The sequence below is a fragment of the Chitinophaga sp. 180180018-3 genome, assembly GCF_037893185.1.
In the GTDB taxonomy this organism is placed as follows: domain Bacteria; phylum Bacteroidota; class Bacteroidia; order Chitinophagales; family Chitinophagaceae; genus Chitinophaga.
The window spans coordinates 4,477,160-4,504,094 of the sequence record NZ_CP140772.1 but is presented as its reverse complement, the minus strand read 5'-3'; the positions used below and the strand labels follow the sequence as shown (position 1 = coordinate 4,504,094).

The 26,935-nt window shown below is 48.9% G+C and carries 17 protein-coding genes; 11 read left to right on the top strand and 6 right to left on the bottom strand.

The annotated features are described in order from the left end of the window. The first annotated feature begins 126 nt into the window (after nt 1-126). From smc to UNH61_RS17540, 3 genes are all read left to right on the top strand, one after another. Entirely contained in the window at nt 127-3,657 is a 3,531-nt protein-coding gene (gene smc / locus UNH61_RS17550) for a chromosome segregation protein SMC (RefSeq protein WP_326993278.1), read from the top strand. Nucleotides 3,658-3,734: 77 nt separating this feature from the next. Beyond that, nucleotides 3,735-4,130 (top strand): DUF4259 domain-containing protein, encoded by a 396-nt coding sequence (locus UNH61_RS17545; RefSeq protein ID WP_326993277.1) that lies wholly within the window; start codon nt 3,735-3,737, stop codon nt 4,128-4,130. A gap of 222 nt (nt 4,131-4,352) precedes the next feature. Then, nucleotides 4,353-7,721 carry a ferritin-like domain-containing protein gene (locus tag UNH61_RS17540; protein WP_326993276.1) on the top strand — a complete coding sequence of 1,123 codons (3,369 nt, stop codon included), beginning with the start codon at nt 4,353-4,355 and terminating at the stop codon, nt 7,719-7,721. A gap of 119 nt (nt 7,722-7,840) precedes the next feature. Here the strand turns inward: UNH61_RS17540 and UNH61_RS17535 are convergent, their stop codons facing one another. After that, nucleotides 7,841-9,103 carry a nucleoside transporter C-terminal domain-containing protein gene (locus tag UNH61_RS17535; RefSeq protein ID WP_326993275.1) on the bottom strand — a complete coding sequence of 421 codons (1,263 nt, stop codon included), beginning with the start codon at nt 9,101-9,103 and terminating at the stop codon, nt 7,841-7,843. Nucleotides 9,104-9,253: 150 nt separating this feature from the next. On the opposite strand from UNH61_RS17535, the gene UNH61_RS17530 reads away from it, so the two are divergent. From UNH61_RS17530 to UNH61_RS17520, 3 genes are all read left to right on the top strand, one after another. After that, nucleotides 9,254-11,539, top strand: coding sequence for a c-type cytochrome (locus UNH61_RS17530; RefSeq protein WP_326993274.1), 2,286 nt, complete (start codon nt 9,254-9,256; stop codon nt 11,537-11,539). A 367-nt stretch (nt 11,540-11,906) separates the two neighbouring features. Beyond that, the gene (locus tag UNH61_RS17525) at nt 11,907-13,442 is read left to right on the top strand and encodes an FMN-binding glutamate synthase family protein (protein ID WP_326993273.1); all 1,536 of its coding nucleotides are present in this window, start codon (nt 11,907-11,909) and stop codon (nt 13,440-13,442) included. Nucleotides 13,443-13,548: 106 nt separating this feature from the next. Then, complete coding sequence (locus tag UNH61_RS17520) at nt 13,549-13,917, top strand: GreA/GreB family elongation factor (protein WP_326993272.1); 369 nt, start codon at nt 13,549-13,551, stop codon at nt 13,915-13,917. Between the two features lie 99 nt (nt 13,918-14,016). Here UNH61_RS17520 and UNH61_RS17515 read toward each other — a convergent pair whose 3' ends face one another. The 5 genes from UNH61_RS17515 to dnaE all read right to left on the bottom strand — a co-directional run bounded on the left by UNH61_RS17515 (nt 14,017) and on the right by dnaE (nt 22,125). Beyond that, a complete protein-coding gene (locus UNH61_RS17515) occupies nt 14,017-14,556 on the bottom strand; it encodes a DUF192 domain-containing protein (protein ID WP_326993271.1) in 540 nt (179 codons plus the stop codon). 13 nt (nt 14,557-14,569) lie between these two features. Beyond that, a complete protein-coding gene (gene mqnE / locus UNH61_RS17510) occupies nt 14,570-15,751 on the bottom strand; it encodes an aminofutalosine synthase MqnE (RefSeq protein WP_326993270.1) in 1,182 nt (393 codons plus the stop codon). After that, a complete protein-coding gene (locus UNH61_RS17505; protein ID WP_326993269.1) occupies nt 15,748-17,844 on the bottom strand; it encodes a M43 family zinc metalloprotease in 2,097 nt (698 codons plus the stop codon). The genes mqnE and UNH61_RS17505 overlap by 4 nt, the downstream gene beginning before the upstream one ends. A gap of 217 nt (nt 17,845-18,061) precedes the next feature. Then, complete coding sequence (gene trxA / locus UNH61_RS17500; RefSeq protein WP_326993268.1) at nt 18,062-18,379, bottom strand: thioredoxin; 318 nt, start codon at nt 18,377-18,379, stop codon at nt 18,062-18,064. A gap of 104 nt (nt 18,380-18,483) precedes the next feature. Then, on the bottom strand, nt 18,484-22,125 hold the full coding sequence (gene dnaE, locus UNH61_RS17495) for a DNA polymerase III subunit alpha (RefSeq protein ID WP_326993267.1): 3,642 nt from the start codon (nt 22,123-22,125) through the stop codon (nt 18,484-18,486). A gap of 164 nt (nt 22,126-22,289) precedes the next feature. Here dnaE and UNH61_RS17490 point away from each other — a divergent pair, with 164 nt between their 5' ends. The 5 genes from UNH61_RS17490 to UNH61_RS17470 all read left to right on the top strand — a co-directional run bounded on the left by UNH61_RS17490 (nt 22,290) and on the right by UNH61_RS17470 (nt 26,932). Then, entirely contained in the window at nt 22,290-22,961 is a 672-nt protein-coding gene (locus tag UNH61_RS17490; protein WP_326993266.1) for an NlpC/P60 family protein, read from the top strand. Between the two features lie 79 nt (nt 22,962-23,040). Then, nucleotides 23,041-23,979, top strand: a complete 939-nt coding sequence (locus tag UNH61_RS17485) for a hypothetical protein (protein WP_326993265.1) — start codon at nt 23,041-23,043, stop codon at nt 23,977-23,979. Next, nucleotides 23,972-24,664, top strand: coding sequence for a methyltransferase domain-containing protein (locus tag UNH61_RS17480; protein ID WP_326993264.1), 693 nt, complete (start codon nt 23,972-23,974; stop codon nt 24,662-24,664). The genes UNH61_RS17485 and UNH61_RS17480 overlap by 8 nt, the downstream gene beginning before the upstream one ends. 24 nt (nt 24,665-24,688) lie before the next feature. Beyond that, nucleotides 24,689-25,687: a polysaccharide deacetylase family protein gene (locus tag UNH61_RS17475; protein ID WP_326993263.1), complete on the top strand. Its 999-nt coding sequence runs from the start codon at nt 24,689-24,691 to the stop codon at nt 25,685-25,687. 3 nt (nt 25,688-25,690) lie between these two features. Further along, nucleotides 25,691-26,932 (top strand): glycosyltransferase, encoded by a 1,242-nt coding sequence (locus tag UNH61_RS17470; protein WP_326993262.1) that lies wholly within the window; start codon nt 25,691-25,693, stop codon nt 26,930-26,932. Nucleotides 26,933-26,935: the final 3 nt, after the last annotated feature.

Below are 26,935 nucleotides of genomic sequence, written 5' to 3'. Positions count from 1 at the left end.
GGAAAAGAGGCGATCAGGCGGGAACTGTGTATAAAAAATTGCGATACATTCTGGCATCTCGCTTAAATTACTTTTGATTCGGGTAAAATTATATCTTTGACGCCTTAAAAAACTCCGGAGTACGACGTGCGCTTAAAAACACTAGAAATTAAAGGCTTTAAAAGTTTTGCTGATAAAACCGTTTTACAGTTTGATGAAGGGATCACGGGCGTAATTGGACCTAACGGTTGCGGTAAAAGTAATATCATCGACTCCATTCGCTGGGTAATCGGGGAGCATAAGATCAGCAACCTCAGATCGGAAAACCAGGCCGGACTTGTATTCAATGGCTCCAAAAGCCGCTCCGCCAGCGGTATGGCGGAAGTTAGCCTTACTTTCGAGAATACCAAGAACGTACTGCCCACCGAATTTACCACGGTGACGATTACACGTAAATTCTACAAAAACGGCGATAGTGAATACCGGCTGAATGATGTTGCCTGCCGTTTGAAAGATATTCATAACCTGTTCATGGATACCGGCGTGAGTACCGACTCCTACGCCATCATTGAACTGGGGATGGTAGACGATATCATCAAAGACAAGGAAAACAGCCGCCGGCGCATGTTGGAACAGGCCGCCGGGATTTCCATCTACAAAACCCGTAAAAAAGAAGCGAAAACCAAGCTGGATGCTACTGAAGGCGATCTGAACCGTATTGAGGATCTGTTGTTTGAAATCAATAATAACCTCAAAACGCTGGAAAGCCAGGCCCGTAAAGCCGAACGCTTCTATGAAGTGAAAAAGGAGTACCGGGAAATCAGCATCGAACTCGCTAAAGCCGCCCTGGAAGGCTTTAATATCACCTTTAAAGAGCTGTCAGATACCCAACAAACGGAAAGCGACCGGAAACTGGCCCTGGAAACAGAAATAACTGCAGCAGAAGCCGCCGTGGAGCAGGATAAGCTGCATTTTGTAGCCAAGGAAAGAGAGCTGCAGACCCTCCAGAAATCGTTCAATGAACTGGTTTCAACGATCCGCACCAAAGAAAACGACAAAAACCTCGCCTCGCAGCAACTGACATATCTACGCGAACGGGAAAAAAATATCAGCGACTTCCTCGGCAATGCAGAAGGACAGTTACAGGGATTAACCACCTCCATTGAGTTTACAGAGAAACAGGTAGAAGAAGAAGGAGAGGTGTTTGAAACCATGGCCGATGAGCTGGATACGCTGCGCGATATGGTGGAAGAAAAGAAAGAACGCTTCCAGCAAAAGAAACAGGGCCTCGAAACCCTGCGCAACGACCAGCAACGCTGGCAACGCCAACAGTTTGAAGCTGAAAAGAAAGTAGCCGTTGCGGATACCTCCGTACTCAACCTCCAACGCAGCATTCAGCAATTGCAGGAAGAGAAAACCGGCCGCCAGCAACAGATCACCCAGCTGGAATCGGAAAAAGGTACCCATCAGCAAACCCTCGACACTGCCAAAACAGAGCTGGAAAATATGGTCCGCTTCCAGGAGGAAACAAAAAGCAAAATCCTCGCTACCCAGTCGGATATCGAAGGACTACGCGATCGCCTCGTGGATGAAAACCGTACCCTGGATGCCAAAAAGAATGAATTCGACCTGCTCAAATCGCTGGTCGACAGCCTGGAAGGCTATCCCGAAAGTATCAAGTTCCTCAAGAAAAATCCGGATTGGAATAATAACGCGCCCATACTGAGCGACATCTTCTTCTGTAAGGAAGAATACCGCACCTGTGTGGAAAATCTGCTGGAGCCATACCTGAGCTACTACGTGGTCAATAACGTACAGGAAGCAGTACAGGCCATCCAGCTGCTCGACGCCAACAAAAAAGGGAAAGCTAATTTCTTCATACTCGATCAGTTCCGCACCGATGCCACGCCTTTATTGGCGCCGCCGGGAACCATCCCTGCGCTGGAAGTGGTGGAAATCGACGAAAAATACAAAGGCCTCGGCCAATATCTGCTGGGAAAAGTATTCATAGGGGAAGATCTTACCCGCCTGGAATTCAGTCAGCTCGCGGATGAGCGGATACTGCTGGTAGAAAAATCCGGCCGCATGCATCGCGGAAAATACAATATCAGCGGTGGTTCGGTAGGACTTTTTGAAGGGAAAAAACTGGGGCGTGCTAAAAATCTCGAGAAATTAGAAATCGAAATCAAAGATCTCGAAGCCGTGGTAAGTGGCCTCAGAACTGCTCTCCAGGAGAAACACAACGAAGTGCTGGGCTACAACAGCCAGCTGAATGAAAATAATATCAACGCTGCCCGTGAAAGGGTTAATCAGTTGAATAACCAGTTATTCGGCCTGCAAAACAGGATCGAGAACTTCCACCACCTCATCGAAGCAGGGGATAAAAGACTCGAGGAAATGCAACAGTCGCTGGATAACAACCAGGCCAGCATTTCCGGTGTCAGGGAAGAACTGGAAAACCTGAACGATCGTGTAAATGAGCTGCAGGATGGCATCACGGAGGCCGACAGGCTGGCCCAGGAAGCCGAACAACAGTTCAATATGGCCACCGTTCAATTCAACAACCAGAACCTGCAGCATACCCGCCAGCAAAGTAAGGTGCAGGCGCTGAAGCAGGAACTGGAATTCAAACGCAAGCAACTGGCGGATCTGCATGTGCAGATCACCAGCAATAAAACCCAGCTCGAAGATGCGGTGGCCAACATCGCTGCTGCACAGGAAAAGCTGAGTCATGCCGACGATGGCCTGGTGGAGTTGTTCCGCCAGCGCGAAGAGGAAGAAAAAGCCCTCAATGAAAAAGACCAGGAATATTACAACTTCCGTAACCATCTGCAGGAGCTGGAAAGCACGCTGAGAACCAAACAGCGCGCTAAAGAACAGCTCGAACAGCAGCTGAATACCATCAAGGATAAAGTGAATGAACTGAAGCTGCAGCTGACTTCTATGAAAGAAAGGCTCAGCGTGGAATTCAAAGTAAACCTTGATGAAATTATTGATGAACAGCGCAGCTCCGATCAGTCGGTCGATGAACTGCAGGCCGGTGCCGAGCGACTGAAGAAGCGTATGGAGAATATGGGAGAAATCAACCCCACGGCTATCGAAGCTTTTCAGGAGATGAAAAAACGCTACGAGTTCATCCTGGAACAGAAAACTGACCTGGTGAATGCGAAAGACTCGCTGCTGGCTACTATTCAGGAGGTAGAGTCGACCGCCAACCAGAAATTCCTGGATACTTTTAACCAGGTGAAAGAGAACTTCATCCGGGTATTTAAAGCCCTGTTTACCGAAGAAGATCAGTGCGATATGATACTGAGCGATCCGGAAAACCTGGCGGATACCGGTATTGAGATCATCGCCAAACCGAAAGGGAAACGCCCGGCAGCCATTACACAGCTGTCTGGTGGGGAGAAAACCCTGACGGCTACTGCATTGCTGTTTGCTATTTACCTCATCAAACCGGCGCCATTCTGTATCCTCGATGAGGTGGATGCGCCACTGGATGATGCCAACGTGGGCAAGTTTACCAATATGATCCGCAAATTCTCAGATAATTCACAATTTATTATTGTAACGCATAATAAACAGACCATGGCCGCTGTAGACGTGATCTATGGCGTAACTATGCAGGAACCGGGGGTCAGTAAACTGGTACCGGTCGATTTCCGGAGTCTGAACTAGTAACCTGTTTTGGTTGTTGTTAAAAAGAGTTTATTATTTTTATTCAATATTCTGATAAAATAAAAAAAGTACTAATTATGGGCGCATGGGGCACCAGGAATTTTGAAAATGATGGATCACAGGACTGGGTTTTTGATCTGATTGATAATAAAGACGGGGGTCTTGTGACAGACACACTGGCACGTATCGTCAACAATAATGAAAAACTTGAAATACCGGACTGTGAAGAAGGGCTGGCGGCAGCAGAAGTAGTTGCTGCCCTCGTAAGCAAGCCAAGCGAGGATTTCCCGGAAGATCCGCTTGACCGGCTGGATGTCCTGAACCTGATCGGTACACGTGCCCTCAGAAACCAGGCTATCGCTGCTGTTAATAAAATACTGGCAGCTTCAGAAATGAAAAATTACTGGGATACCGAAGGACAAACCGATTCCTGGATGAATGTGCAGAATGATTTGCTGAAGAGATTAGACTAGAGAATTACGAATTAGGAATTACGAATTACGAAATAACGCGAAGACCTAAGCGAGTGACTATAATTATATAATAGTTATCACCCGCTTAGGTCTTCGCGTTATTTCGTAATTCGTAATTCCTAATTCGTAATTCTTTAAAATAAATCCTTAGCTTTAGCCCCGTGTGATTCCCCGTTCATGAAGTGTATCCCTCAATAGCACTGTCTTAAACCAAAAATAACCATGAAGCCCAAAAACGATGCTTACCGGCTACTAGTGGCCCTTCTACAGGAAGCTGCCCAGCTGGAACACTGTCTGCTGAACGCCTACCTTTACACGGCGTGCAGTATCAAGAGTACTCCCCAGGAATTCGAGAAAACAAAAGATGGACAAGACAACCGGCGTGCCGCCGTTCAGTTTGAACTGGCCCGATCGTGGAAGCAATCCATTTTGTTCGTTGGTCACGAAGAAATGTTGCATCTCCACTATGTGCAATGTATGCTGAGAGGAATAGGAGAAAGGCCCTGTTTTACCCTGCCACCACGCGACAAAACTTCCGGCAACTGGATCATCAGTAACTGGAAAGCCACCATCGGAGAAGTGCCGGTAGATGATGGAAAGGGCGTACAAATCCCGGTGAATAAGCTTACCCTGGAGAATATACAGAACTTTGTGCTGTATGAATCCACTGACGCGCTGCAAGACCAGGATCCTTTCGGACCGGCATCGCTGGCCCTTTTCAAACAGCTGTTTGAGCTGGAAATGAACTTCCGGATCGAGAGCATGTTGTTCAATGTAGCAGACGATGAAAAACGTAAAAACCTGTCGGACCGGCTATACGATATCTACATGAAACTGCCGCCACTGGAGCAACCCGCTGCTGTTGCCAGGGAAATGGCAGAAGCAGCCGTAGGACTGCCTTCGCTGGAAGAACTGCATTTCCAGTCGATCGCAGATTTTTATCAGCAGGGAATACAACCCCTGTATGCGGAAGCCTTCCATAATCAATGGGTAGTGAATAATAACAGAAATCTCGTCAATGAGTTACTGAACCCTGAATATGCCGGCGAAGGCTTTCTTCCCATAGGCCCTGTATATCGCAGTAAAAACTTTACCACCTTCAACAAGAAAAATACAGGCAGCTCTTACAGAGATGTAAAAACAGTGGACGATATCATCAAAGAGATCGTGGAAGAAGGAGAGGGAGCTACCCATTTCGAAGAAGGCGCAGCAGCCCTGCTGGCCAAGGTAGCGGAATTGGGAGGTCCCCGGGCTTACCTGCTTGCCTATCAGGCCAATTACAATTCCAGGGGAAATACAACCCCTCAATGGATGCAGGATTGCGAGAATATACGCCAGTCGCACCTTTACCGTTTTGCCATGATCATGATGGGCCTGCGGAACGAAAACGACCTCGCCAAACAAAGCAACCTTACATTTGAAGCATTCCGGAAACCACTGGATGCCGGCAACAATGCTTACCTCCAGAAAATAACGGCCCAGATCCCGCAACAGTTCAATGTTTGCTACCTGGTGATGATCATGTGGCTTTCCCGTATGTATGAAACCTACGACTGGAATGCTGATGAATCGCGACGTGAAGCCATTGAAATGCTGGCTTCCTGGCCTATTATGTCAATTGCCATCAGGCCGTTCCTGGAACTGGCCTCGATGTTTAATATCAATAAGCAACAACTATTTTCCTTCGACCCGGCCGATCTGCCAGTGTTGCCGTTATATGCACGGCAACTGCTGGAACTTTACACAGCTGATGCGAGAAGCGAGGCCATTAATGATGAGATGGATTATTATGCCATTAATGCTTTGGAAGAAGTAGCGAAATGGGCTGCTGCGCAGATAGAACCCATCAAAACTGCTGCCATCGCTGATGAGCACCTGCGGTCGATGATACTGACAAGGTTGGATGCCTTGTCGGTTGTAGGCGAATTCAAGAAGCAGTTTCCATTCAGAGAGCATGGCGGATATTCCGGTAAAATGCCCGACCTGACCTATCAGCAGGATCACCCGGAGAGTGATGTATATGAAGAAGCGCCGGTAGGGGACAATGGCGGCAAGACTTTTCAGGATGCCTTTTTACTAAGACTTCGTTTTGCGGGTTGGGGCAAGGTGCAGCTGTCTACAGATCCCGATCCTCCAACAGACGAATCCGGTTGCACAGGCACGCATATGCTGCATTCCGCTGATGGTAACAGGAAGTTGAACCGTGCCCTGGTATGGCAGCATACGAACGACTCCCAGATACTACGGGAACCGCTCGATAAACTGCCGGAGCTGGGCGTCAACTGCGTGGACATTTCCTTAATGGCAGCGGGCAAAAACACTAGTGTGGGCTTCGTTCCCCTGCAGGTAATGCAATCTGTTGGCGCCGTGCAAACCAGCGGCGTGCAACAGAAATTGGCTGTTACTGGAGTGCAGTCGCTGTTTAATATCGCGCCGGGTCAGATCACCGGCAGCGATCAGAAAAAGATCCGGATGGACCTGTTGCCGAAGAACGGTCTGAATCCGTTGCTGCTGGGAGAAAACCACCTGGTATGGCAGGATGGGGAACCCATAGATCCCTTTATTTTGGCAGTGAAGATGGACACCGGCGCAGATGCACCTGTATTACTTACGCAGCGGGAGATCTATAACGAAGGCAAACGGATGATAGATATGACGCCATTGGAAAGGATCTATACCAACCGTGCTCCGGTAGGTTTCGATTCGGTGAATAATATCCCCGCCTGGGCCAGGAAAGGGTTTTCTGCCCCGGAAAAAAAGATGATCGGCGGCAATGGTTATCCGATGAGCTATCTGCGCAACAGGTCGCAGCAATTGGAAGATGCCCTGCAGCAAAGCCTGCTGAATAATGAGTCGCTGACTGCACAAAAAGTAAGTGAAGTGGTTTCCCTTGCTGAAAGGATGTCGCTGGTAGCAATACCCCGTGGCACCACGGTAGCCTGGCTCAATTACACGCTTCACTACGGCCATACTGTTAGTGGCAACCTGCAAAACGGCAGCAGTAACCCCATTCTCGACTTCATCACAAAAAATACCGGCCTCGTATGCAGTGTGGCCGCACCTAAGAACAGAAGTGACGCCAATGCCCGCTGGCTGGTGAATTACACAAAAGGTATCATGGATACCGACGCTTTATCTGATTTCGTTTTCGGAGAATTGTACATACCGTTGACTATTTCCAATGTCAATGGAAACATTTCCTTTAAGCGCACCTGGAAATACAATATCGCGCTGTTGCAACCCCTGCAGGGCTTTGCCTGCCAGTTTCAGCATCCGTTCTGGAACAACGATTATGCAGTACAGGGCAACACCCGCACATTGAAAGTCAGTAAAGACGTCACCATTACCGAAACATTGGATAACACCACATCAGCAGGCTATTCCTACGCACTGGCCGGATATCCTGGTATCACCAGCTGTACCCAGACTGTTGAAATGGCTGCAGATACCACCTCCAATACCGCTAACCTGAACTGGACTATCCAGTTTACTGCCACGGACCAGCAGGCATTGATAAGCTTTGCCCTTTTCTTCGTGAACCAATCCAATGCAGTAGCGGACGCGTTACATCAGTTTACGGAACCGGAGTAAGGAATTAAGAATAGAGAAAGAAGAATTAAGAAACAGAGCGAAGACCTAAGCAAATGTTTAAAACTATCCGCTTAGGTCTTCGCTCTGTTTCTTAATTCTTCTTTCTCTATTCTTAATTCTTAAAGCAGTATTCCCGCTATCGTTGCAGACATATAAGACGCCAATGTTCCGCAAAGCAGGGCTTTCAGGCCAAGCCTGGCGAGGTCGGATCTGCGGTCGGGAGCCAGTTCTCCGATACCACCGATCTGCATGCCCACACTGCTGAAGTTGGCGAAACCCGCTATGGCAATGGTAACAATGGCAATGCCTTTTTGAGATAGTACGGGTACATTGTGGCTGGTAAGACTTTTAAATGCCACGAATTCGTTGATAGTCAGTTTTTGTCCCAGCAGGGTGGCCACGCTCTGTACATCCGTTGAAGGAACACCCATTGCCCAGGCCATCGGCGTAAATATTTGTCCGAAGATCCAATCCAGGCTCAGGTTGAAGTTAGGATTGAATAAGTGGCCGATGTGAATCAGTATCCAGTCGATCAGCGCAATGAACGCGATGAAACCAATCAGCATCGCTATAACGTTCATGGCTATCTTAAAACCATCGCCGGCGCCATGTGAAATAGCGTCGATGACGTTGGTATAGTTACTTTTTACTTCCATCTTAACACGACCCATCGTAACACTTTCCTCTGTTTCCGGAAATACAATCTTGGAGATAACCAGCGCGCCCGGAGCCGCCATCAGGCTGGCCGTGATCAGGAATGGGGCAATATGCATACCTGCCTGCGCACCCATGTTTACGTATACCACCAGGATACCACCTGCAATACAGGCAAGGCTGCCGCTCATGGAAGCCAGTATCTCACTTTTAGTCATGCTGGATAAATAAGGGCGTATCATTACCTGTGCTTCCACCTGGCCCACAAATGCACTGGCTACGTTGCTCAGCGCTTCAGCGCCGCTTACCCGCATCACAAAATTCATGGCCCTGGCAATAACCGCCACTACACGCTGCATGATGCCATAGTGGTATAATACCGCCACCAGCACACACACCAGGATGATGGTGGCTGTTACATTAAATGCAAATACAAAACCTCCACCCGCATAGTCCTTAAATAAACCGTCGGGCTGCGAAACGCCGATGCCTCCATATACAAACGCTGCACCCTGACGGGCAAAGGATTCCAGCTTACCCATCGCATCGCCTACCAACTGAAAGAACTTCGTGATAACGGGCACCTTGAATACCAGGATACCAATCAACGCCTGTAATCCTAAACCACTAAACACCAGCCTGTAATTGATCCTCTTTTTGTTATTGGAGAATAGAAAAGCAATGCCGAGAATAAGTACAATGCCTATGATGCCCTGTAAGCGTTCCATAAATGCAAATAAATCGTAAAATGTAAGCAATAAAGCGACGAAGATAAGTTTTTTTGCCTTCGTACAGTTACGTAAAAAGCAGCTCATATAATTTTTCGGAAAAAATATTTTCAGAACAGTATTTTTACTTTTTGCAATCGAATTAAAAAAATGCAACGTATTCATTATCTGTTTATTACCACATTGTCGTTAGGCCTTTATGCCTGTGGGGGGAACACGACACAACAACAATCAAACAGCCGCGAAAAAGATTCGCTGGCCATGCGTCAACAATTTGCGGAGTCGCCGGTGCTGGACGCCAAAACAGCCATTACCCATATGGAGGTGGATAAGGGCCTGGAAGTGCAGCTGGTAGCGGCGGAGCCAATGATAGTTGCTCCCGTGGCCATGACCTTCGATGAAAGAGGCAGGCTGTGGGCAGTGGAAATGACCGGCTTTATGCCGGATACGGCCGGTACCGGAGAAGATAAGCCCAATGGGAAGATTGTTATACTGGAAGATACCACCGGCGACGGTATCATGGATAAACGGACCGTATTCCTGGACTCTCTCGTACTGCCCAGGGCCGTTTGTTTGGTGGAGAATGGCGTGCTGGTAGCTACGCCGCCCCAGCTGTGGTTTATTGAAAACAATCACGATAAAGCAGGGAAGAAGACGTTGGTCGACGACCAGTACGCAGCCGGAGGTAACGTGGAACATCAGCCAAATGGCCTGTTCCGTGCCATGGATAACTGGATTTATAATGCCAAATCAGATAGGCGTTACCGTAAGGTGGGCAACAAATGGTTGAAGGAGTCCACTCATTTCAGGGGCCAGTGGGGTATTACCCAGGATGATCAGGGACGTCTTTTTTATAATAATAACTCCGAAAACCTTCTGGGCGATTACTTTCCACCAGGACTCGGAGGTACCAATCCGGAGCAGCAGAACACTGCCGGCTTTAACCAGAAGATCGTACCGGATAACCGCACTTACCCGATACGGCCTACGCCGGGGGTGAACCGTGGCTATCAGAAAGGCTCGCTGGACGATAGTCTGCGCCTCGTGAATTTCACTGCTGCCTGTGGGCCGTTGATCTATCGTGGTGCACTGTTGCCGGCCCCTTACGCGGGCAACGCCTTCGTGGCCGAGCCTTCCGCTAACCTGATTAAAAGAAATCTGCTGAAAGACAGTAGCTTCGTGGTGAGCGGGGTACAGGCTTATCAGCACAAGGAGTTCCTGGCCAGCACCGATGAGCGTTTTCGTCCGGTGAACCTGATTACCGGGTTAGATGGAGCACTGTATATCGTGGATATGTATCGTGGTATACTGCAACATAAAACCTACCTGACCGAATATCTGAAGAATGAAATAAAGATGCGTAAACTCACGCTGCCGCTGAACTGCGGCCGCATTTACAGGATCGTTCCGGCCGGCAGCCATCCGCAGCCGGCAAAGATCGAGCTTACGCCCGCTGCGCTGGCCGCGCTGCTGCATAGCCCCAATGGTGCGCTGAGAGATAAAGCCCAACAACTGATCATTGACCATCAATTGAAGGATATGGCGCCGGAGCTGCGGAATATGCTGAAAGACAGCCATGCGCCACTCACCCGCATACATGCGCTCTGGACACTGGAAGGCCTGCACCAGCTGAATAATGCTGATCTGGAAACAATCTGGCAGCAATCCGATGCAGCACTCAAAATACAGGGCCTGGCAGCGTTACCATCCATCGTCAGTGCGCCGGGCATCAAAGCACTCGACTCATTGTCCGATAATCCGTACCTGGCCCCCGCGGTGGCATTCATATTGCCCGCAGTTGCCAAAGCAGATAAAGCAGCTGCTTCCCGCCTGGAAGATAAACTGATGAAAGCGTATGCCCGTAACCGTTATGTATCGGCAGCGTTGGTGAATAATGCCGCCCGTCGTGAAGCGGCATTCCTGAAACAGGTAACAGCCTGGAACCCCGATACTGCGCTGGTATTGCGCCGTCAGCTCGAAACAGTGCTGAGAGGAATGGATGATATGGCCAACGCTAAGAAGATGGAGGTGTTAAAGAAATCGCTGCCACGGGGTTATAAGATATTTAATACCGTTTGTCAGACCTGTCATGGTAAAAACGGAGATGGCATCGCCTCCATGGCGCCGCCACTTAATGAAAGCAACTGGGTGAACGGCAATAAAAATGCATTCATCTCTATTGTGCTTTATGGTCTTACCGGACCGGTAGACGTGCACGGCAAAACCTACAAGGCGCCTGAAATCAACGGCGATATGCCGGGAATCGGCGCCAGCGATGAGTTCAATGATGCAGATATTGCACAACTGCTTACTTTCCTGCGCAGCGCCTGGAAAAATAAGGCTGATAAAATAACAGCAGCCGATATACAACAGGTACGCAAACAAAACGCAGGGCGCCAGAAGCCTTTCACAGCGCCGGAATTGCCGAAGAATTAAGAATAGGGAATGAAGAATTAAGAAACAGAGCGAAGACATTAGCGATTGAAACGTTATTCGCTAATGTCTTCGCTCTGTTTCTTAATTCTTCATTCCCTATTCTTAATTAATTTCTTATATTTGCCGGATACAATTAGTAATAATTGAATCCGGCAATTTTCATATTACCCACATATCAAACTCCTTGTGCAGCCAAATGCACGAGCGGGTTTCTGTTGCCGTTCTTATCCTGTCCTAAAGACTTCAACAAGTAATCCCGGGCAACTTTTATCTGGTAAAATGTTGTACCCGGGGGAATAACTGCTTTATACTGTAGCCTAGCTTTATTCCATTAGTATTTCCAAAACAATCTTATAAAATCAGTTTTATGAATCATCGGATAGCACGATGGGCGGTTTATTTTTCATGCCTGTTGCTTGATGTGAGTGTGGCAGCAAGCCTTTATCGCGGATATTTAAGTGGATGGTTCCTGTTGCCGGTAGCAGTGGGGCTTTCTCTGCTGACAATCTACGACCGGTTCCAGGGAAAACATGCACTGTTACGTAATTATCCCTTATTAGGACGACTGCGTTATCTGCTGGAACAGATCCGGCCGGAGATGCGCCAGTACTTTTTTGAATCAGATACCGACGGGCGGCCGTTTAACCGTCGCCAGCGCGCAGTGGTATATCAGCGCGCGAAAGATGTGAAGCAAACCGTTGCCTTCGGCGCTTTGGAGAATATGTATGAACCAGGCTATGAATGGGCCTCGCATACAGCGTTTCCGATCAGGGTAAAAGCTGAATCGCTGAGGGTGGTGATCGGCAACGGACAGTGCCACAAGCCTTATGATGCCAGCCTGCTCAATATCAGTGCGATGAGTTACGGCGCATTGAGCAAAACAGCCATTGCTTCTTTGAACGGTGGCGCCCAGATGGGTGGCTTCGCGCATAATACCGGGGAAGGAGGTATCAGTCCTTACCATTTACAGCATGGCGGTCACCTGATCTGGCAGATAGGCACCGGCTACTTCGGTTGCCGCGATGAACAGGGCAATTTTTCATCAGAGATATTTGCTGCATCTGCTGCCGAGCCGGCGGTGAAGATGATCGAATTGAAACTGAGCCAGGGAGCCAAACCTGGCAAAGGAGGCGTATTGCCGGCAGCAAAGAACACACCGGAGATTGCCGGTATCCGTAAAGTAAAACCGGGTGTCAGCGTATTATCGCCCGCAGCACATACCGCCTTCCATGATGAGTATGAAATGCTCGCCTTCCTGCAGCAGTTAAGGAAACTTTCCGGTGGCAAGCCCGTAGGGTTCAAGCTGTGCGTAGGCCGGGCTGATGAGTTTGAGCGGATCTGCACCGCCATGGTGAATACAGGGATCTATCCCGACTTTATCACCGTGGATGGTGCGGAAGGCGGTACGGGCGCGGCGCCGCTGGAGTTTACCGACTCTATCGGGATGCCATTGTTTGATGCGCTTGCACTGGTGACCGGCCTGTTGAGGCAATATCACCTTAAGGAACATATCCGTATCCTCGCAAGCGGCAAAATCATTACCGGATTCGATATCATGAAAGTACTGGCATTGGGTGCAGATGCCTGCTACAGTGCAAGAGGCATGATGCTGGCGCTGGGCTGTATTCAGGCCTTGCAGTGCGATAGCGGCAGTTGCCCTGTAGGTGTGGCTACGCAGGATCCCCATTTGTATCAGGGCGTGAACGTAGCAGACAAACGGGTGCGCGTCGCGAATTATCACCGCAATACCATCGCCGCACTGGCCGAACTGATGGGCGCCTGCGGATTCGCCTCGGCCGATCAGGTAAATCCATCCGCTGTATTCAGACGTGTAACCAGAACGGATATACGAAGCTATGAAGAGATTTATCACAAAAAGAAACCTTTAGCTGTTAGCGCTTAACATTCCAGGCCGGCAGCGGAACATTTTAACAAATGCTTGCGGTGCCGGTTGAAAATCAGCACCTGCACCACAGGCAGATCTATTACTTATTCTTAAATCCGATATCATGAAAAAGAAACAGATTATTGTATCCCAACATGATTACGAAATTCTCAAAACGCTGTGTTATCATTCGCCGGGTTCTGAGAAACTGAAAGAGGAGCTCGAAAGGGCAGTAATCAGAAAGGGAAAAGTACCCGAAGATGTGGTGCAGGTGAATTCTACCCTGCAATTCAGAGACGAGCGCAGCGGCGCTGTCCGCAATGTACAGCTGGTATTACCGGCTGCCAGCAATATTCAGCTGGGAAAATTATCTATCCTTTCGCCGATAGGCACTGCTTTGCTGGGATATAGTGCCGGTGACGTGGTGGACTGGGAAGTGCCTGCCGGTAAAACGCAGCTGCACATCCTGAATGTTGCGAATGCGGAAGGATAGCATACGCAAGGCTATCATGTTAGCGATCAAATATGTATCAATAGGAGCGAAAAAAGCCCTGGCGTCTGCCAGGGCTTCTCTTTTTATTTTATCTAAGATCTACTGGTAGCTGATCTTATCTCCATAACCAATATGATACTTATCACAGAAACCGCCATTTACTTCCAATACATACTTCGCTTTCTTATAGGAAGGAAGACTTTGTTCTGAAAGGGGAGTGGCGTACTTCTGGATAGATACGATTTCCATCTTGTCATCTATATAAACAATATCCAGCGAGATATAAGTGTTCTTCATCCAGAAGGCCCTTTCTTCAAGGTCCGGGAAGATGAACAACATACCCTGGTCGTCTGTCATCGACTTACGATACATCAGTCCATCGGCGCGCTGCTCATCGGTTTGCGCCAGCTGGATATCAATTTTGCGAAGGGTATCGGCACCCGCTTTGGAAATGAATGTCAGCGCGCCTTGTTTCTTAAACGTAAGGCCGTTGGAACTTTCCCCGGTAGCATCCGTACCGGAAGTGGCAGCCGCACCGGAATTGTTATCGGTACCAGCATTGGTATTGCCGGCATTGTTCTGATGACAACCTGCGATATACAGGCTGGCGATCAGTATACATTTCAGATGTAATTGCATAAGATACACGGTACTATTTGGTCAGCAGTTCTTCATCAGAAAAAACAACGTCGGTGTAATCCTTTATTTCGTTATACACGGTATCCCTTTCCACAGGCCTTCTGCCAGCCTGCCTGATCAGTATCGCCAGCTGGGCGGTACTCATAGAGGGCGTTTGCTCTTCTGCACCGGCCATGGAATAGATCTTCGTGGTATCGTCGATCGTACCATCCAGGTCGTTCACGCCGAAAGCAAGGGTCAGCTGCGCACTGTTTCTGCCCAGCATAGGCCAGTATGCCTTCAGGTGCGGGAAATTATCCATGTACAGGCGGGCTACCGCATAAAGCTTCAGATCTTCCACGATGGAGCTTTCCGGGATATCCGCCATATCGTTGCCTTTATTGCGGAATTTCAGCGGGATGAAGGTGTTGAAACCACCGGTTTCATCCTGCAGTTGCCGCAGGCGTTCCATATGATCGATACGGTCGGCATAGGATTCTATATGACCATACAACATCGTCGCATTGGTATGCATACCGCGTTGGTGCGCCGCCTTGTGAATGGCCAGCCAGCCGTCTGCATCTACCTTATCATGACATATTTTAGCACGTACTTCAGGCGCAAATATTTCAGCGCCCCCACCGGGCAGAGATTGCAGTCCTGCTTCATTCAGGATGCGCATTCCTTCCTCCACGCTTACTTTCGCCTTACGGAACATATAATCCAGTTCCACTGCCGTGAAGCCTTTAATATGCAGGTCGGGCCGGTGAGCCCTGATCTGGCGGATCAGTTCCACGAAGAAATCGAGCTGCATTTTGGGATGTACGCCGCCTACGATATGTACTTCGGTAACCGGCTGGTTATCGTATTTTTTAACGATGTCCATCATCTGATCGATGCTCAGTTCCCATCCATCTTCCCTGTTTTTGTACAGGCGGGAATAAGAACAAAAGTGACAGGTGAATACACAAACGTTAGTTGGCTCGATATGAAAGTTGCGGTTGAAGTAGGTTTTATCACCATGCATTCGTTCTCTTACATGATTAGCCAATGCGCCCAGCAGGCCTATATCACCTTTCTCAAATAAGGTCAGCCCTTCTGCGGGCGTAATGCGTTCCTTCCGGAGGATCTTTTCTGCAATGCTTTTTAATGCTGCGTCCAGGTTGGGTTGCTCAAGGAGCGTTTGAACAGCCGTGTTATCTTGTCTCATCGTCATCTTACTTTCATTATTTTGATGGTGTTGGCCCTGTTCCTGTAAATTAATTTCACAAAATAAACACCATTTGGCTCATTTACCAAATTAAAGGTCATGCGGTTGCCAGCGCCAATATCTGCCGGTGGTTTACTCATCACCAGCTGCCCCTGAACATTATAAACAGATACCTGCACCAGGTCTTCCGGTAACTGGTAAAAAGTAACCCAAACCTGCCCATCGGTTGGGTTCGGATTCACCAATACCCCTTTTTCCTTCAGGGTGGGATTCACCGCTTTGCCTACAATTTTAATATTATCTATGTAAATGTTATTCTCTGAATTTGAGATGTTTCTGAAGGCTACCTGAAACTTCCCTTTACGTATGGTAGCGGTCAGATCCACCGAATCTCTCCGCCATTCGCTGGCAGTTGGAACAAACTCCGTATGCAGCGCACCGGGATGCGTGATGAGGTTAGGGCCCCATTTTGAATACAGTATCTGGCCGGTTTGGCGGCAGTCGGTAGTGACGATCACTTTCAGGGTATCCCAGAGGTTACCGGGTGTTGTGGGATCTGAATAAACGGCAGCGGCCACATCAAAAAACAGGAATACGGAGTCGGCCTGCTGGGGATCTACCACCGGCGTAATCAGGTCGTCTACCTGGCCATTGACATTATAGCCGAGGTTGCGCATGAGTGCAGAAGCGCTGCTGCCTTTGCCCACATTCCGGGCGCGTTCCCAGGTGAAGCTATGGTCGGGGTTGTAGATGTCCCATCCCGGTGGTGGGAAGCTGTCGTCTTCAAAGCCCTGTTCCATTGGCAGGGTGGCTTCGGCATCGTAACGGAAACGGGTACTCGCAGTATCATTGCTGGTATTGCCATCCGGCTGCCCATTGGGCGATTGGGTGAAGGCAGTGAGTGTATAGTTACCGATCGCTACACTGCTGTTGGGCAATGTAACGGTGGTTTGCTGCAGGCTACCCAGGTTGCCGGTCCAGCTGAAGGAGGTGAGCGCGCCGTTGTTCACCTTATACCAGATATTCACTTTGCTGAGCGGCTGTAATCCCTTGTTGCGAAGGGTGACCACCGGCTGAATGTTATTGTTGCAGATTTTTCCCTGTGGAGAGAGTACGTTTACCAGCGCGGCGTCGTTATCGAACATTTGCGGTATGGAGCAGCCGTTGGAGGTCATCAGGCTACTGGTGATGTTTTCCAGCACATATCGCATCCGGTTTACCTGCCCGGCGGTGAACAAATGCATACAGGCATCATCGGTATAATCCATGTAATTCATGAACATGATACCCGGCCATGTGGGGGTACAGACATCCAATTTCGGAAAAGAAGGGCAGCCGGTGGTGTAGTTACTCTGCGGGGGAGTATCGGCGATGCCATCGTCGGTGGTACAGTTACCGGTGTTGGTTCCCCAAACATGCTTTAATCCGAAGTAGTGTCCTATTTCGTGGGTAGCGGTACGACCGAGATTATAGGTAGGGCCTACGCTGCCGGTGGTGCCAAAGGTGGTGTAGTGTATCACCACACCTTCTTCTACCACCGGAAAACCGAGTCCCGGCGGGGCAGCTACGCCCAGGTAGTTACCGGAAAGGCGGGTGACCCATATATTGAGATAACGGGTATGGTCCCAGCCATCTGACCCGCCATCACTGCTGTATTTCACGTCAGGGGCGCCGTTGGTGATCGGATAACTCTGGCCGGCAGCTGTTTGTACCCTTATGATGCCAGTGGTGGGCTCATTGTCGGGTGTGCGTTGTGCCATGCAAAAATTGATACGCGTATTACCAATGAGCGGCTGCCATACAGGTGGCACCTGGCTGATATCCGGATTGGCGGCGTTATAGTCGCGGTTCAATACTGCTATCTCAGAGGCTACCTGTTCATCTGTTACGAGCGACGGATTATCGAGTACGATATGTACTACTACCGGGATGGTTACCTGCTGCGGAACAGCTTCCACATGAACCTGTTGCTGGCCCTGTTGCATCATGGCTTCGTTCCGGTTGACCAGCTGCTGTAGTTGAGGGTTGTCTTTTATCCTTTGCTGTATTACTTCGGCGGTACCACATTTTCGTTGCGCAAAAGCTGTTGCGAAGCTCATGCAGGTTAGGATAAGGGTAAGTAAATTTTGGCGCAAAAAAGTAGAATTTGGCATCAAGATACAACAATGCCAGTTGATTATTATGAGGATTATAGTTGAATGACGAATTAGGAATGTAGAATTAAGAAATAGAGCGAAGACCTTAGCGATTTGAAATTATTCGCTAAGGTCTTCGCTCTATTTCTTAATTCTACATTCCTAATTCGTCATTCCCCCATTAGAGGTTTGCCTGGATCTTTTTATCCAGCACAGATTTAGGCACTGCGCCTACCTGTTTGTCTACCACCTGGCCACCTTTCACGAAAAGGATAGCAGGAATGCTGGTAATACCGTAGTTGATAGAAAGCTGCGGATTCTGATCTACATTCACTTTACCAACGTTTACTTTACCCGCATAGTCTTTAGACAGCTCTTCAATTACGGGACCGATAGCGCGACATGGGCCACACCATTCTGCCCAAAAGTCGATAACAGTTAATTTATCTGAGTTCAGAACTTCTGTTTCAAAGTTCGCGTCAGTGAATTCTAAAGCCATATTCTTAAATTTAATGTTTTATTTAACGATTGTTTTGATTTTTACGATCGGTATATATGGGATCAAATCCTGATCCGAATGCAAATTACTGCATTTTTGACATCTTACTTATTGATTATCTCTATGAACACATCGATATCCGGCTGTTTGTTCAGGAAACCCGCCAACTCGTCATTCATTTCAATATTACGGTTAAAGGTATGCAGCTTCGCCTGGGTGTTATCGTCCCGGTCGGTCAGGTGTACGTGCAATACACTGTTGCCAGGGAAACGGGTGACGTTTTCCACCAGGAAATCAACGGTTTCGCGTTTGATGAGCTGGGGCAGGGTATTGAGATAAACCTGTTTGGTATGGGTTTTCTTCACTTCCTGCAACAGTTGTATACTACTCACCTTGAATTCGTATTCGTTGTCGTTAAAGCGCTTCGATTTAAACCCGCCATTGATGAACAGGCACAGCCCTGGTTTCAGGTAGGGCGCAAAACGGATAAAGTCTTCACTCCATAAAGCGAACTCAAATTTGCCGGTGTAATCTTCGATGGTCATAATGCCGAACTGGCGATTATTCCGGGAAATCCTTTCCTGGGCGCCGGTAATGTACACAGCCAGCCGGAAATTGCGCTCTTTGGAGCGGCCTCCGGTATTACCGGGTTGGGCTATCTCTGTCTGATATTCTACCAGCTCCTGAACGGTATTCATATGATAGTGCTTCAGTTCAAAGCGGTAGTCGTCCAGCGGGTGACCGGAAATATAGATACCGGTGATTTCCTTTTCATTATTCAGCTTCATGATCAGCGGCCAGGGATCGCAGTTGGCGATCTTAGGCGGTTCCACATCCGGCATATCTTCATCGCCGAAAAGGCTGCCCATACCAGAAGAGCCTGCTGATACCTGCTGCCCGAATTTCACTATTTTATCCAGGCCGGAGAGCTGTTCGCCTTCCGGTTTGTGGAAGTACTGGGCACGGTGGAACTGAGGGAAGCAGTCGAATGCGCCGGACATCACCAGTGCTTCGAGCGACTTCTTATTCACCGCGCGCTGGTTCACGCGTTTGATGAAATCGAATATATTCTTGAAAGGTCCGTCTTTCTGTCTTTCTTCCAGCAGGTTTTCGATCGCTGCTTCACCCACGCCTTTGAGGCCACCGAGTCCGAAACGGATCTGGCCCTGTTTGTTTACTGCAAAGCCTTTGAAGGATTCGTTCACATCCGGCGGCAACACGTCGATACCCATACGCTTACACTCTTCCATGAAGAAGGTGATCTTTTCAATGTTGCTGGCGCAGTTCAGTACACCGGCCATATATTCAGCAGGGTAGTGGGCTTTCAGGTAAGCCGTCTGATAGGCCACGAAAGCATAACAGGTGGAGTGGGATTTATTGAACGCGTAGGATGCAAACGCTTCCCAGTCGGTCCATACTTTTTCGCAAACCTTGGGGTCGTGCCCGTTTTTGGCACAACCTTCCATGAACTGCGCTTTCATTTTGTTCAGTACGGCGATCTGCTTTTTACCCATCGCTTTACGCAACACGTCGGCATCTCCTTTGGAGAAGCCGGCCAGCTTCTGGCTGAGCAACATCACCTGCTCCTGATATACGGTGATACCGTAAGTATCGTTCAGGTATTCCTCCATTTCAGCGAGGTCGTACTGCACGGGCTCAAGGCCATGTTTACGACGGATAAAAGAAGGAATGTACTCCAGCGGGCCCGGACGATACAAGGCGTTCATCGCAATGAGATCGTCGAAACGGTCGGGTTTCAGTTCGCGGAGGTATTTCTGCATACCGGGCGACTCGAACTGGAACGTGGCGTTGGTTTCGCCTTTCTGATACAGCTCGTAGGTTTTGGCATCGTCCAGCGGGATATAGTCGATTTCAATAGCCAGTCCGTGGTTTTGCCGGATCATTTCCAGGGCGCCCTTGATGATGGTGAGGGTTTTCAGCCCCAGGAAGTCCATTTTGATTACGCCGGCCGACTCGATGATGCTACCTTCAAACTGGGTTACGAGGAGGTCGGAGTCTTTAGCGGTGGAAACGGGGATCAGGTCGTAGAGATCCTGCGGAGCAATGATGATACCGGCAGCGTGAATACCCGTGTTGCGCACGGAGCCTTCGAGTACGCATGCTTCGCGGAGCACTTCACCCTGAAGGTCTTCGCCTTTTATCAGCTCTCTCAGTTTCTTTACATTCTCAATATCTTCACCGGCCAGGCCTTCCTTATCACCCAGGCTCTTTTCTCCTTCCAGCGGGGCATTGAAGATACGATCCAGCTGTATACCGGGTTTGTCGGGTACCAGCTTGGCGAGGCCGTTGGATTCTACCAGTGGCAGATCCAGTACACGGGCCACGTCTTTGATACTCATCTTCGCGGCCATGGTACCATAAGTGATGATCTGGGCTACCTGGTTACGGCCGTATTTCTGAACAACGTAGTCAATTACTTTCTGACGGCCTTCATCATCGAAGTCCGTATCAATATCGGGCATGCTCTTACGTTCCGGGTTCAGGAAACGCTCAAACAGCAGGTTGTACTTGATAGGATCTATATTGGTGATACCGATACAGTAGGCTACTGCCGAACCGGCGGCAGAGCCACGGCCCGGGCCGATGAACACGCCGAGGTCGCGGCCCGCTTTGATGAAGTCGGCCACGATAAGGAAGTATCCGGCAAAGCCCATGTTCTCAATAACGCCCAGCTCAAAGTTGATGCGTTCTTCTACATCGGCCGTCATCTCTGTATAACGGGTACGTGCTCCTTCAAACGTCAGGTGACGCAGGTATTGGTCCTGGGTAATGAATTCCTTCGGAATAGGGAAGTTGGGCAACAGGATATCCCGCTTGAGATCCAGCAGTTGCACCTTGTCTACAATCTCGTTCGTATTATCGATGGCCTGAGGAAGATCATGAAACAGCTGGCTCATTTCTTCCGTGGTCTTGAAATAGAACTGATCGTTGTAGAACGCGAATCGCCTGTTTTTTACGGCCGATTCATCATCTGAGAATTCTTTATTGGTAGGCGTGCTTTTCTTCTCGCCGGTGTTGATACAAAGCAGGATGTCGTGTGCGTTGGCATCTGCCTGATCCACATAGTGTGAGTCGTTGGAAGCAATGATCTTTACATTATACTTCTCAGCAAACCGGAGTAGCACGGCGTTTACCTGCTCCTGTTCCGGGATACCGTGGCGTTGCAATTCTACATAATAATCTTCTCCAAAAATATCCAGCCACCAGCGGAATTCTTTTTCACCCTCTTCTTCTCCTTTACGGAGGATGATCTTGGGAACAGAAGCGCCGAGGCAGCAGGTGGTGGCAATAAGCCCCTTGTGATATTGAAGGATCAGCTCTTTGTCGATACGGGGGTATTTACCATACAGCCCTTCCATATAACCAAGAGAGCAAAGTTTGATAAGATTGCGATAGCCTTCATCATCTTTAGCGAGCAACACCTGGTGATAGCGTATATCTTTTTCCTCCCTGGTAAACGAACGTTTATGCCGGTTTTCCACGAGGTAAAATTCGCAGCCTACGATAGGCTTTACTTTCAGTCTTTTATCTTTCGGATCGGCCGGATTGAGTTTATTGTTATATGCTTCTGCCACAAACTGAAATGCGCCAAACATATTACCGTGGTCTGTAATCGCCAATGCCGGCTGATTAGAAGCCATTGCCTTTTTGTACAACGACTTGATGTCGGCGGCTCCATCCAGTAAAGAGAATTGGGTATGAACGTGTAAGTGGGAAAAAATCATCTGCTAATCTATTTCGTCAAGCGACAAAAATAAGGTAAAAAAATAACTATAGGTCCGGACGACGCAGGAAGTTATGCACCCTTTATTGAGATTATATTTCATGAATTCTGCAATTTGTAAATCGCTATATATTTGTATTTTAGCGAAAATTTAGCCAGAAGCTTATGATCAGAGTAAAGGGACACTTAGTTGTGAAGTTATCGATATGTGCATTGTCACTCAGTTCCTGCGCCTCCCTGAAGAAAACCAGCGCGAATAAGAAAACAGTCAACACACCCACTGCGAGCAGGAATAACGGACGTATTGAATTCATTAACGGTATTTCTGCCAGCCGTCATTCCCGCAATAATTCTTCCTCTTCAAAAGACGTCAGCATCAGCAAAAATATTACGATGGGGAGCGCCAGCCTGGAAAATGCGCAGGGCTGGCAGTTTAAGTATGCCCAGCTGCTGGATGTTCCTGTAGAAGATGTGTTGAATCAGCAATTGTATGGCTTCATCGAAGAATGGTATGGTACGCCGTACCGGCTGGGGGGAAAAACGAAAGACGGCATCGATTGCTCCGGATTTGTGAATACGCTGATGAATACCGTATTTCAGATGGCATTGTCGGGAAATTCTGCTGACCTGTTCACGCAGGTAAAGCGGCTCGGGCTGAAGGATCTGCGGGAAGGTGATTTGGTTTTCTTCCGTATCCATCACCGGCGTATTTCTCACGTAGGTATTTACCTTGAGAACGATAAATTTGTGCATGCTTCTACCAGTGCCGGCGTGATGATCAGTGATCTGAACGAACCTTACTGGAAGCGCTATTTTGCCGGCGCAGGCCGGTTATAGCCCGGTTCTCATATTTGTTTTATTGTTAATTTTATACGATTTTTACCCTTTTTAATTCAGCGCAGTATCTTTTCATAACATGGAATTTGCTCCCATCGTATTATTCGCATATAACCGGCCAGAGCTGACTTTAAGCACCTTACAGCATCTGAGTGATAATAAGGAAGCGGGGGAAAGTACTCTATATGTTTATTGTGACGGGCCGAAGGCCGGCGCTTCTGATGCTCAGCTGGGGCTGATCAGGCAGGTGAGGGATATTGTGCACAGCCGTCAGTGGTGCGGGCAGGTGGTGGTGTATGAAGCGGTGAAAAACAAGGGGCTGGCTACTTCCGTGATAGATGGGGTTACTGAAGTCATCAACAGGCACGGCCGGGTGATTGTATTGGAAGATGATCTTACCGTATCGCCTTTCTTCCTGAAATTTATCAACGACGGACTTAACCGCTATGCCAATGCAGAAAATGTAATGGCAGTACATGGTTTTTTATATCCGTTTGAAATGCCGGCAGATTATCAGGCATCTACCTTTTTGGTGCATGATCCAGGCAGCCTGGGCTGGGCCACCTGGCAAAGGGCCTGGGATAAGTTTGAAAGAGATACCGATAAAGTAATTGAAGAGATAAAAGCAAAACGGCTGAAACAGGCATTCGATTTCTGGGGTGCTTATCCTTTTTTCCGTATGCTGCATCAGCATAAACAGGGGAAAGTAAGCTCCTGGGCTATCCGCTGGCGGGCCACTGCTTATATACACGATATGCTGACGTTGTATCCGGTGAAATCGCTCGTAAGGCATGATGGTAATGTGGCAGCTGCTACGCATCATTACAAAGAAGAAGACTGGCTGTATACGGAAATATATCAGCATCCGGTGGAGGTAGACGCTATCCCGGTGACGAATAATCTGCAAATGGAAAAACTGTTTGCAAAATTTCTCCGGGCAAATGCAGGAATGACCATCTCCGCCAAGATTAAGAACAGGCTTAAAAAATACTGGAAGAAAATAACAGGGCATGCTTAAAGTAATCCGGAAAATATTCAGGAAGATGAAGCGGGAGGTGATATCACCTGTTGCCTGGGACAGTTTGCGGCGTCTGCAGCCATTGTCTACCACCTTTGGGTTCGACAGGGGCACACCGGTAGACCGGCATTACATCACGGATTTCCTGCGTTCGCATTCCGCCGATATTCACGGTCACGTACTGGAGATTGCGGAAAGCAGCTATTCGAAACAGTTCGGGGCTAATGTCAGCAGCTTTGAAGTGCTGCATGTGCAGCCGGGCAGCCAGGTTACTATTGTGGGAGACCTGACGAACAGGGCATCTTTACCAGAGAATCATATCGACTGTTTCATTTGTACGCAGACATTTAACTTTATATACGATTTCAAAACCGCCATAGAAGGGGCGTGGCACCTGTTGAAACCGGGAGGGGTGCTGCTGGCCACACTGGCCGGCGCCACACAGATCTCCGCTTATGATGCGCAGCGCTGGGGCGACTACTGGCGCTTCACGCCACAATCGGCAGAGAGAGTATTCGGAGAAGTGTTTGGAAAAGACAATGTTGAAGTGACCAGCTATGGCAACGTACTTACCTGTACTGCCATCCTGCAGGGCATTTCAGCAGAAGAGCTGTTGCAGGAGGAATTAGATTACCGGGATCCCGTATACCCGGTTATCATTGCAGTGAGGGCAACGAAAGTGTAACCTGATAAAAAGCCAATTGAACTGATGGGCAACCTGAGCGATAAGATATTTTCTGTAGTGCATTATGTAGCTAATAAAGTGCAGCGGCCGGCAGTGGTGTTGCTTTATCACCGTGTTACCACCTTGCCGCAGGACCCACAGGAGTTGTCGGTTACACCCGCTAATTTCAGCGCCCATCTGGCGCATCTGGCATCAGATTATCATGTATTGGATGCCGATCAGTTTTTGTATCACGTAAAAAATAAAAAGCCATTTCCGGAAAGGTCGGTATTCATCACCTTTGATGACGGGTATGCAGATAATTACCTGGAAGCCTTGCCATTGCTGGAGCAACACCAGACGCCTGCGCTTTTTTACATTACCACTTCTAAAATTAATACCGGTTACGAGCTTTGGTGGGACGACCTGGAACGTGTGCTGCTCACCGCTGAAAGCCTGCCACCGGTGCTGAATATTGGCATTAACGGGCAAACGTGGCAGTATGCTACCAATACGCTGCAGTCGATAAAAGATACGTATTATGCGCTGCAGCAGGTACTTCGCTTCTGCAAGCCGGATGTGATCGACGCCACTATGCAACAGCTGTATCAATGGGCCGGCACAGATGCCGCGGGGCGTGTATCGCACCGGCTGATGACCTGGGATGAGCTGAGGGCAATGAGCGGATCGAAACAGGTGACCATAGGCTGCCATACACACCGTCATCCGGCGGTGGGCATGCTGAGCTATGATGAGCAATATCATGAAATAGGCCAATCGAAGGAAATACTGGAAGGAGTGCTGCATGCGCCGCAGGTACATTTTTCTTATCCTTTCGGCGGACGTAAATTCCTGGGCAGCAAACGATATTATAATGCAGACAGTATAAAAGCCTGCAAGGCGCTCGGATTGCAGCTGGTATGTGCCAACTATCACGGTCAGGTACATACGTGGAGTAATCCTTACGCATTGCCGCGGATACTGGTGCGCGACTGGGCGCCTGATGTGTTCAGCCGGAATATGCAACAGTTCTTTAAATACTAGCCGGTGAAAGTATTATTTATCAATAAGTATGAAAACAGTGGCGGAGCAGCCATTGCAGCGCAACGGATTGCGGAGGGGCTTGCTGTTTATCATCAGACGGAGAATCACTTCGTGGTGGGCGACCGGCATACTTCCGCCCCGAATGTGACCCTGACCCGGCCGGGTACGTTCAGGCATGTTACAGAGCGTGGATGGAATGTGGTGAGTAACAAGCTAGGGCTGCAATATCTTTATTTTCCGTTTTCTACTAACGCTATCATGCGCGCCGCGCAAAGCTTCCGGCCCGATGTGATCAGCCTGCACAATATTCACGGCGGTTATTTCGATGCCGGTTTATTGCCAAGGCTGTCGGCCCTGGCGCCGGTTGCATGGACGCTGCACGACATGTGGGCACTAACCGGCAATGCTGCGCATACTTTCGGAGATACGAGCTGGAAAAACGGACGTGCAGGAAAATCGGAGCACCGGCATGCGCCGGCGATGGGACTGCCCACCGGCAACTACCTGATGCGGCGTAAGCAGCGCCTGTATGAGGCAAGCAATCTGCACATCATATCACCGTCCCGCTGGTTGTATGACATGACGGTGGAAAGTCCGCTTACAAGGCAAAAGCCGCTGTATCACATTCCCAATCCCATCGATACCGATTACTTCCGGCCCCAGGACAAGGCGGCAGCCAGAGCATCGCTGGGCTTACCAGCTACCGCGCCGGTGATCACCTTCGTATCCGAGCGCCTGTTTGCCAGTGAATTCAAAGGCGGGGCTGAATTAATGAAGATCCTCCGGCTGCTCGATGAACAGCTGGATCATACCGTATATCTGCTCATGATAGGCCGCGACAGGTTGCCAGGAGAGTTCAAACATCTGCAGTGTGTATACACCGGCTATGTGAAAGACACCCTGCGAATGATGCAATGTTACAGCGCCAGCGATATCTTCTTTTATCCGACAAAGGCAGATAACCTGCCCAATGTGCTGATAGAAGCAGGCAGCTGCGAAACAGCCTGCATTACTTTTGATGTAGGTGGCTGCCGGGAAATAGTGCTGGACGGCGCTACAGGTTATGTAATCCCCCCGGGAAATCATGAGCTGTTTGCTACCCGCACGCTGGAACTATTGCAGCAGCCATCTACCTGCCAACAATTCGGGCAAACCGCCAGAACCTATATCACACAGCATTTTGGGATGAAGGTAGTAGCGGATCAGTATTATCGCCTGTTTCAGCTGATACAGCGCACATCGTAATCA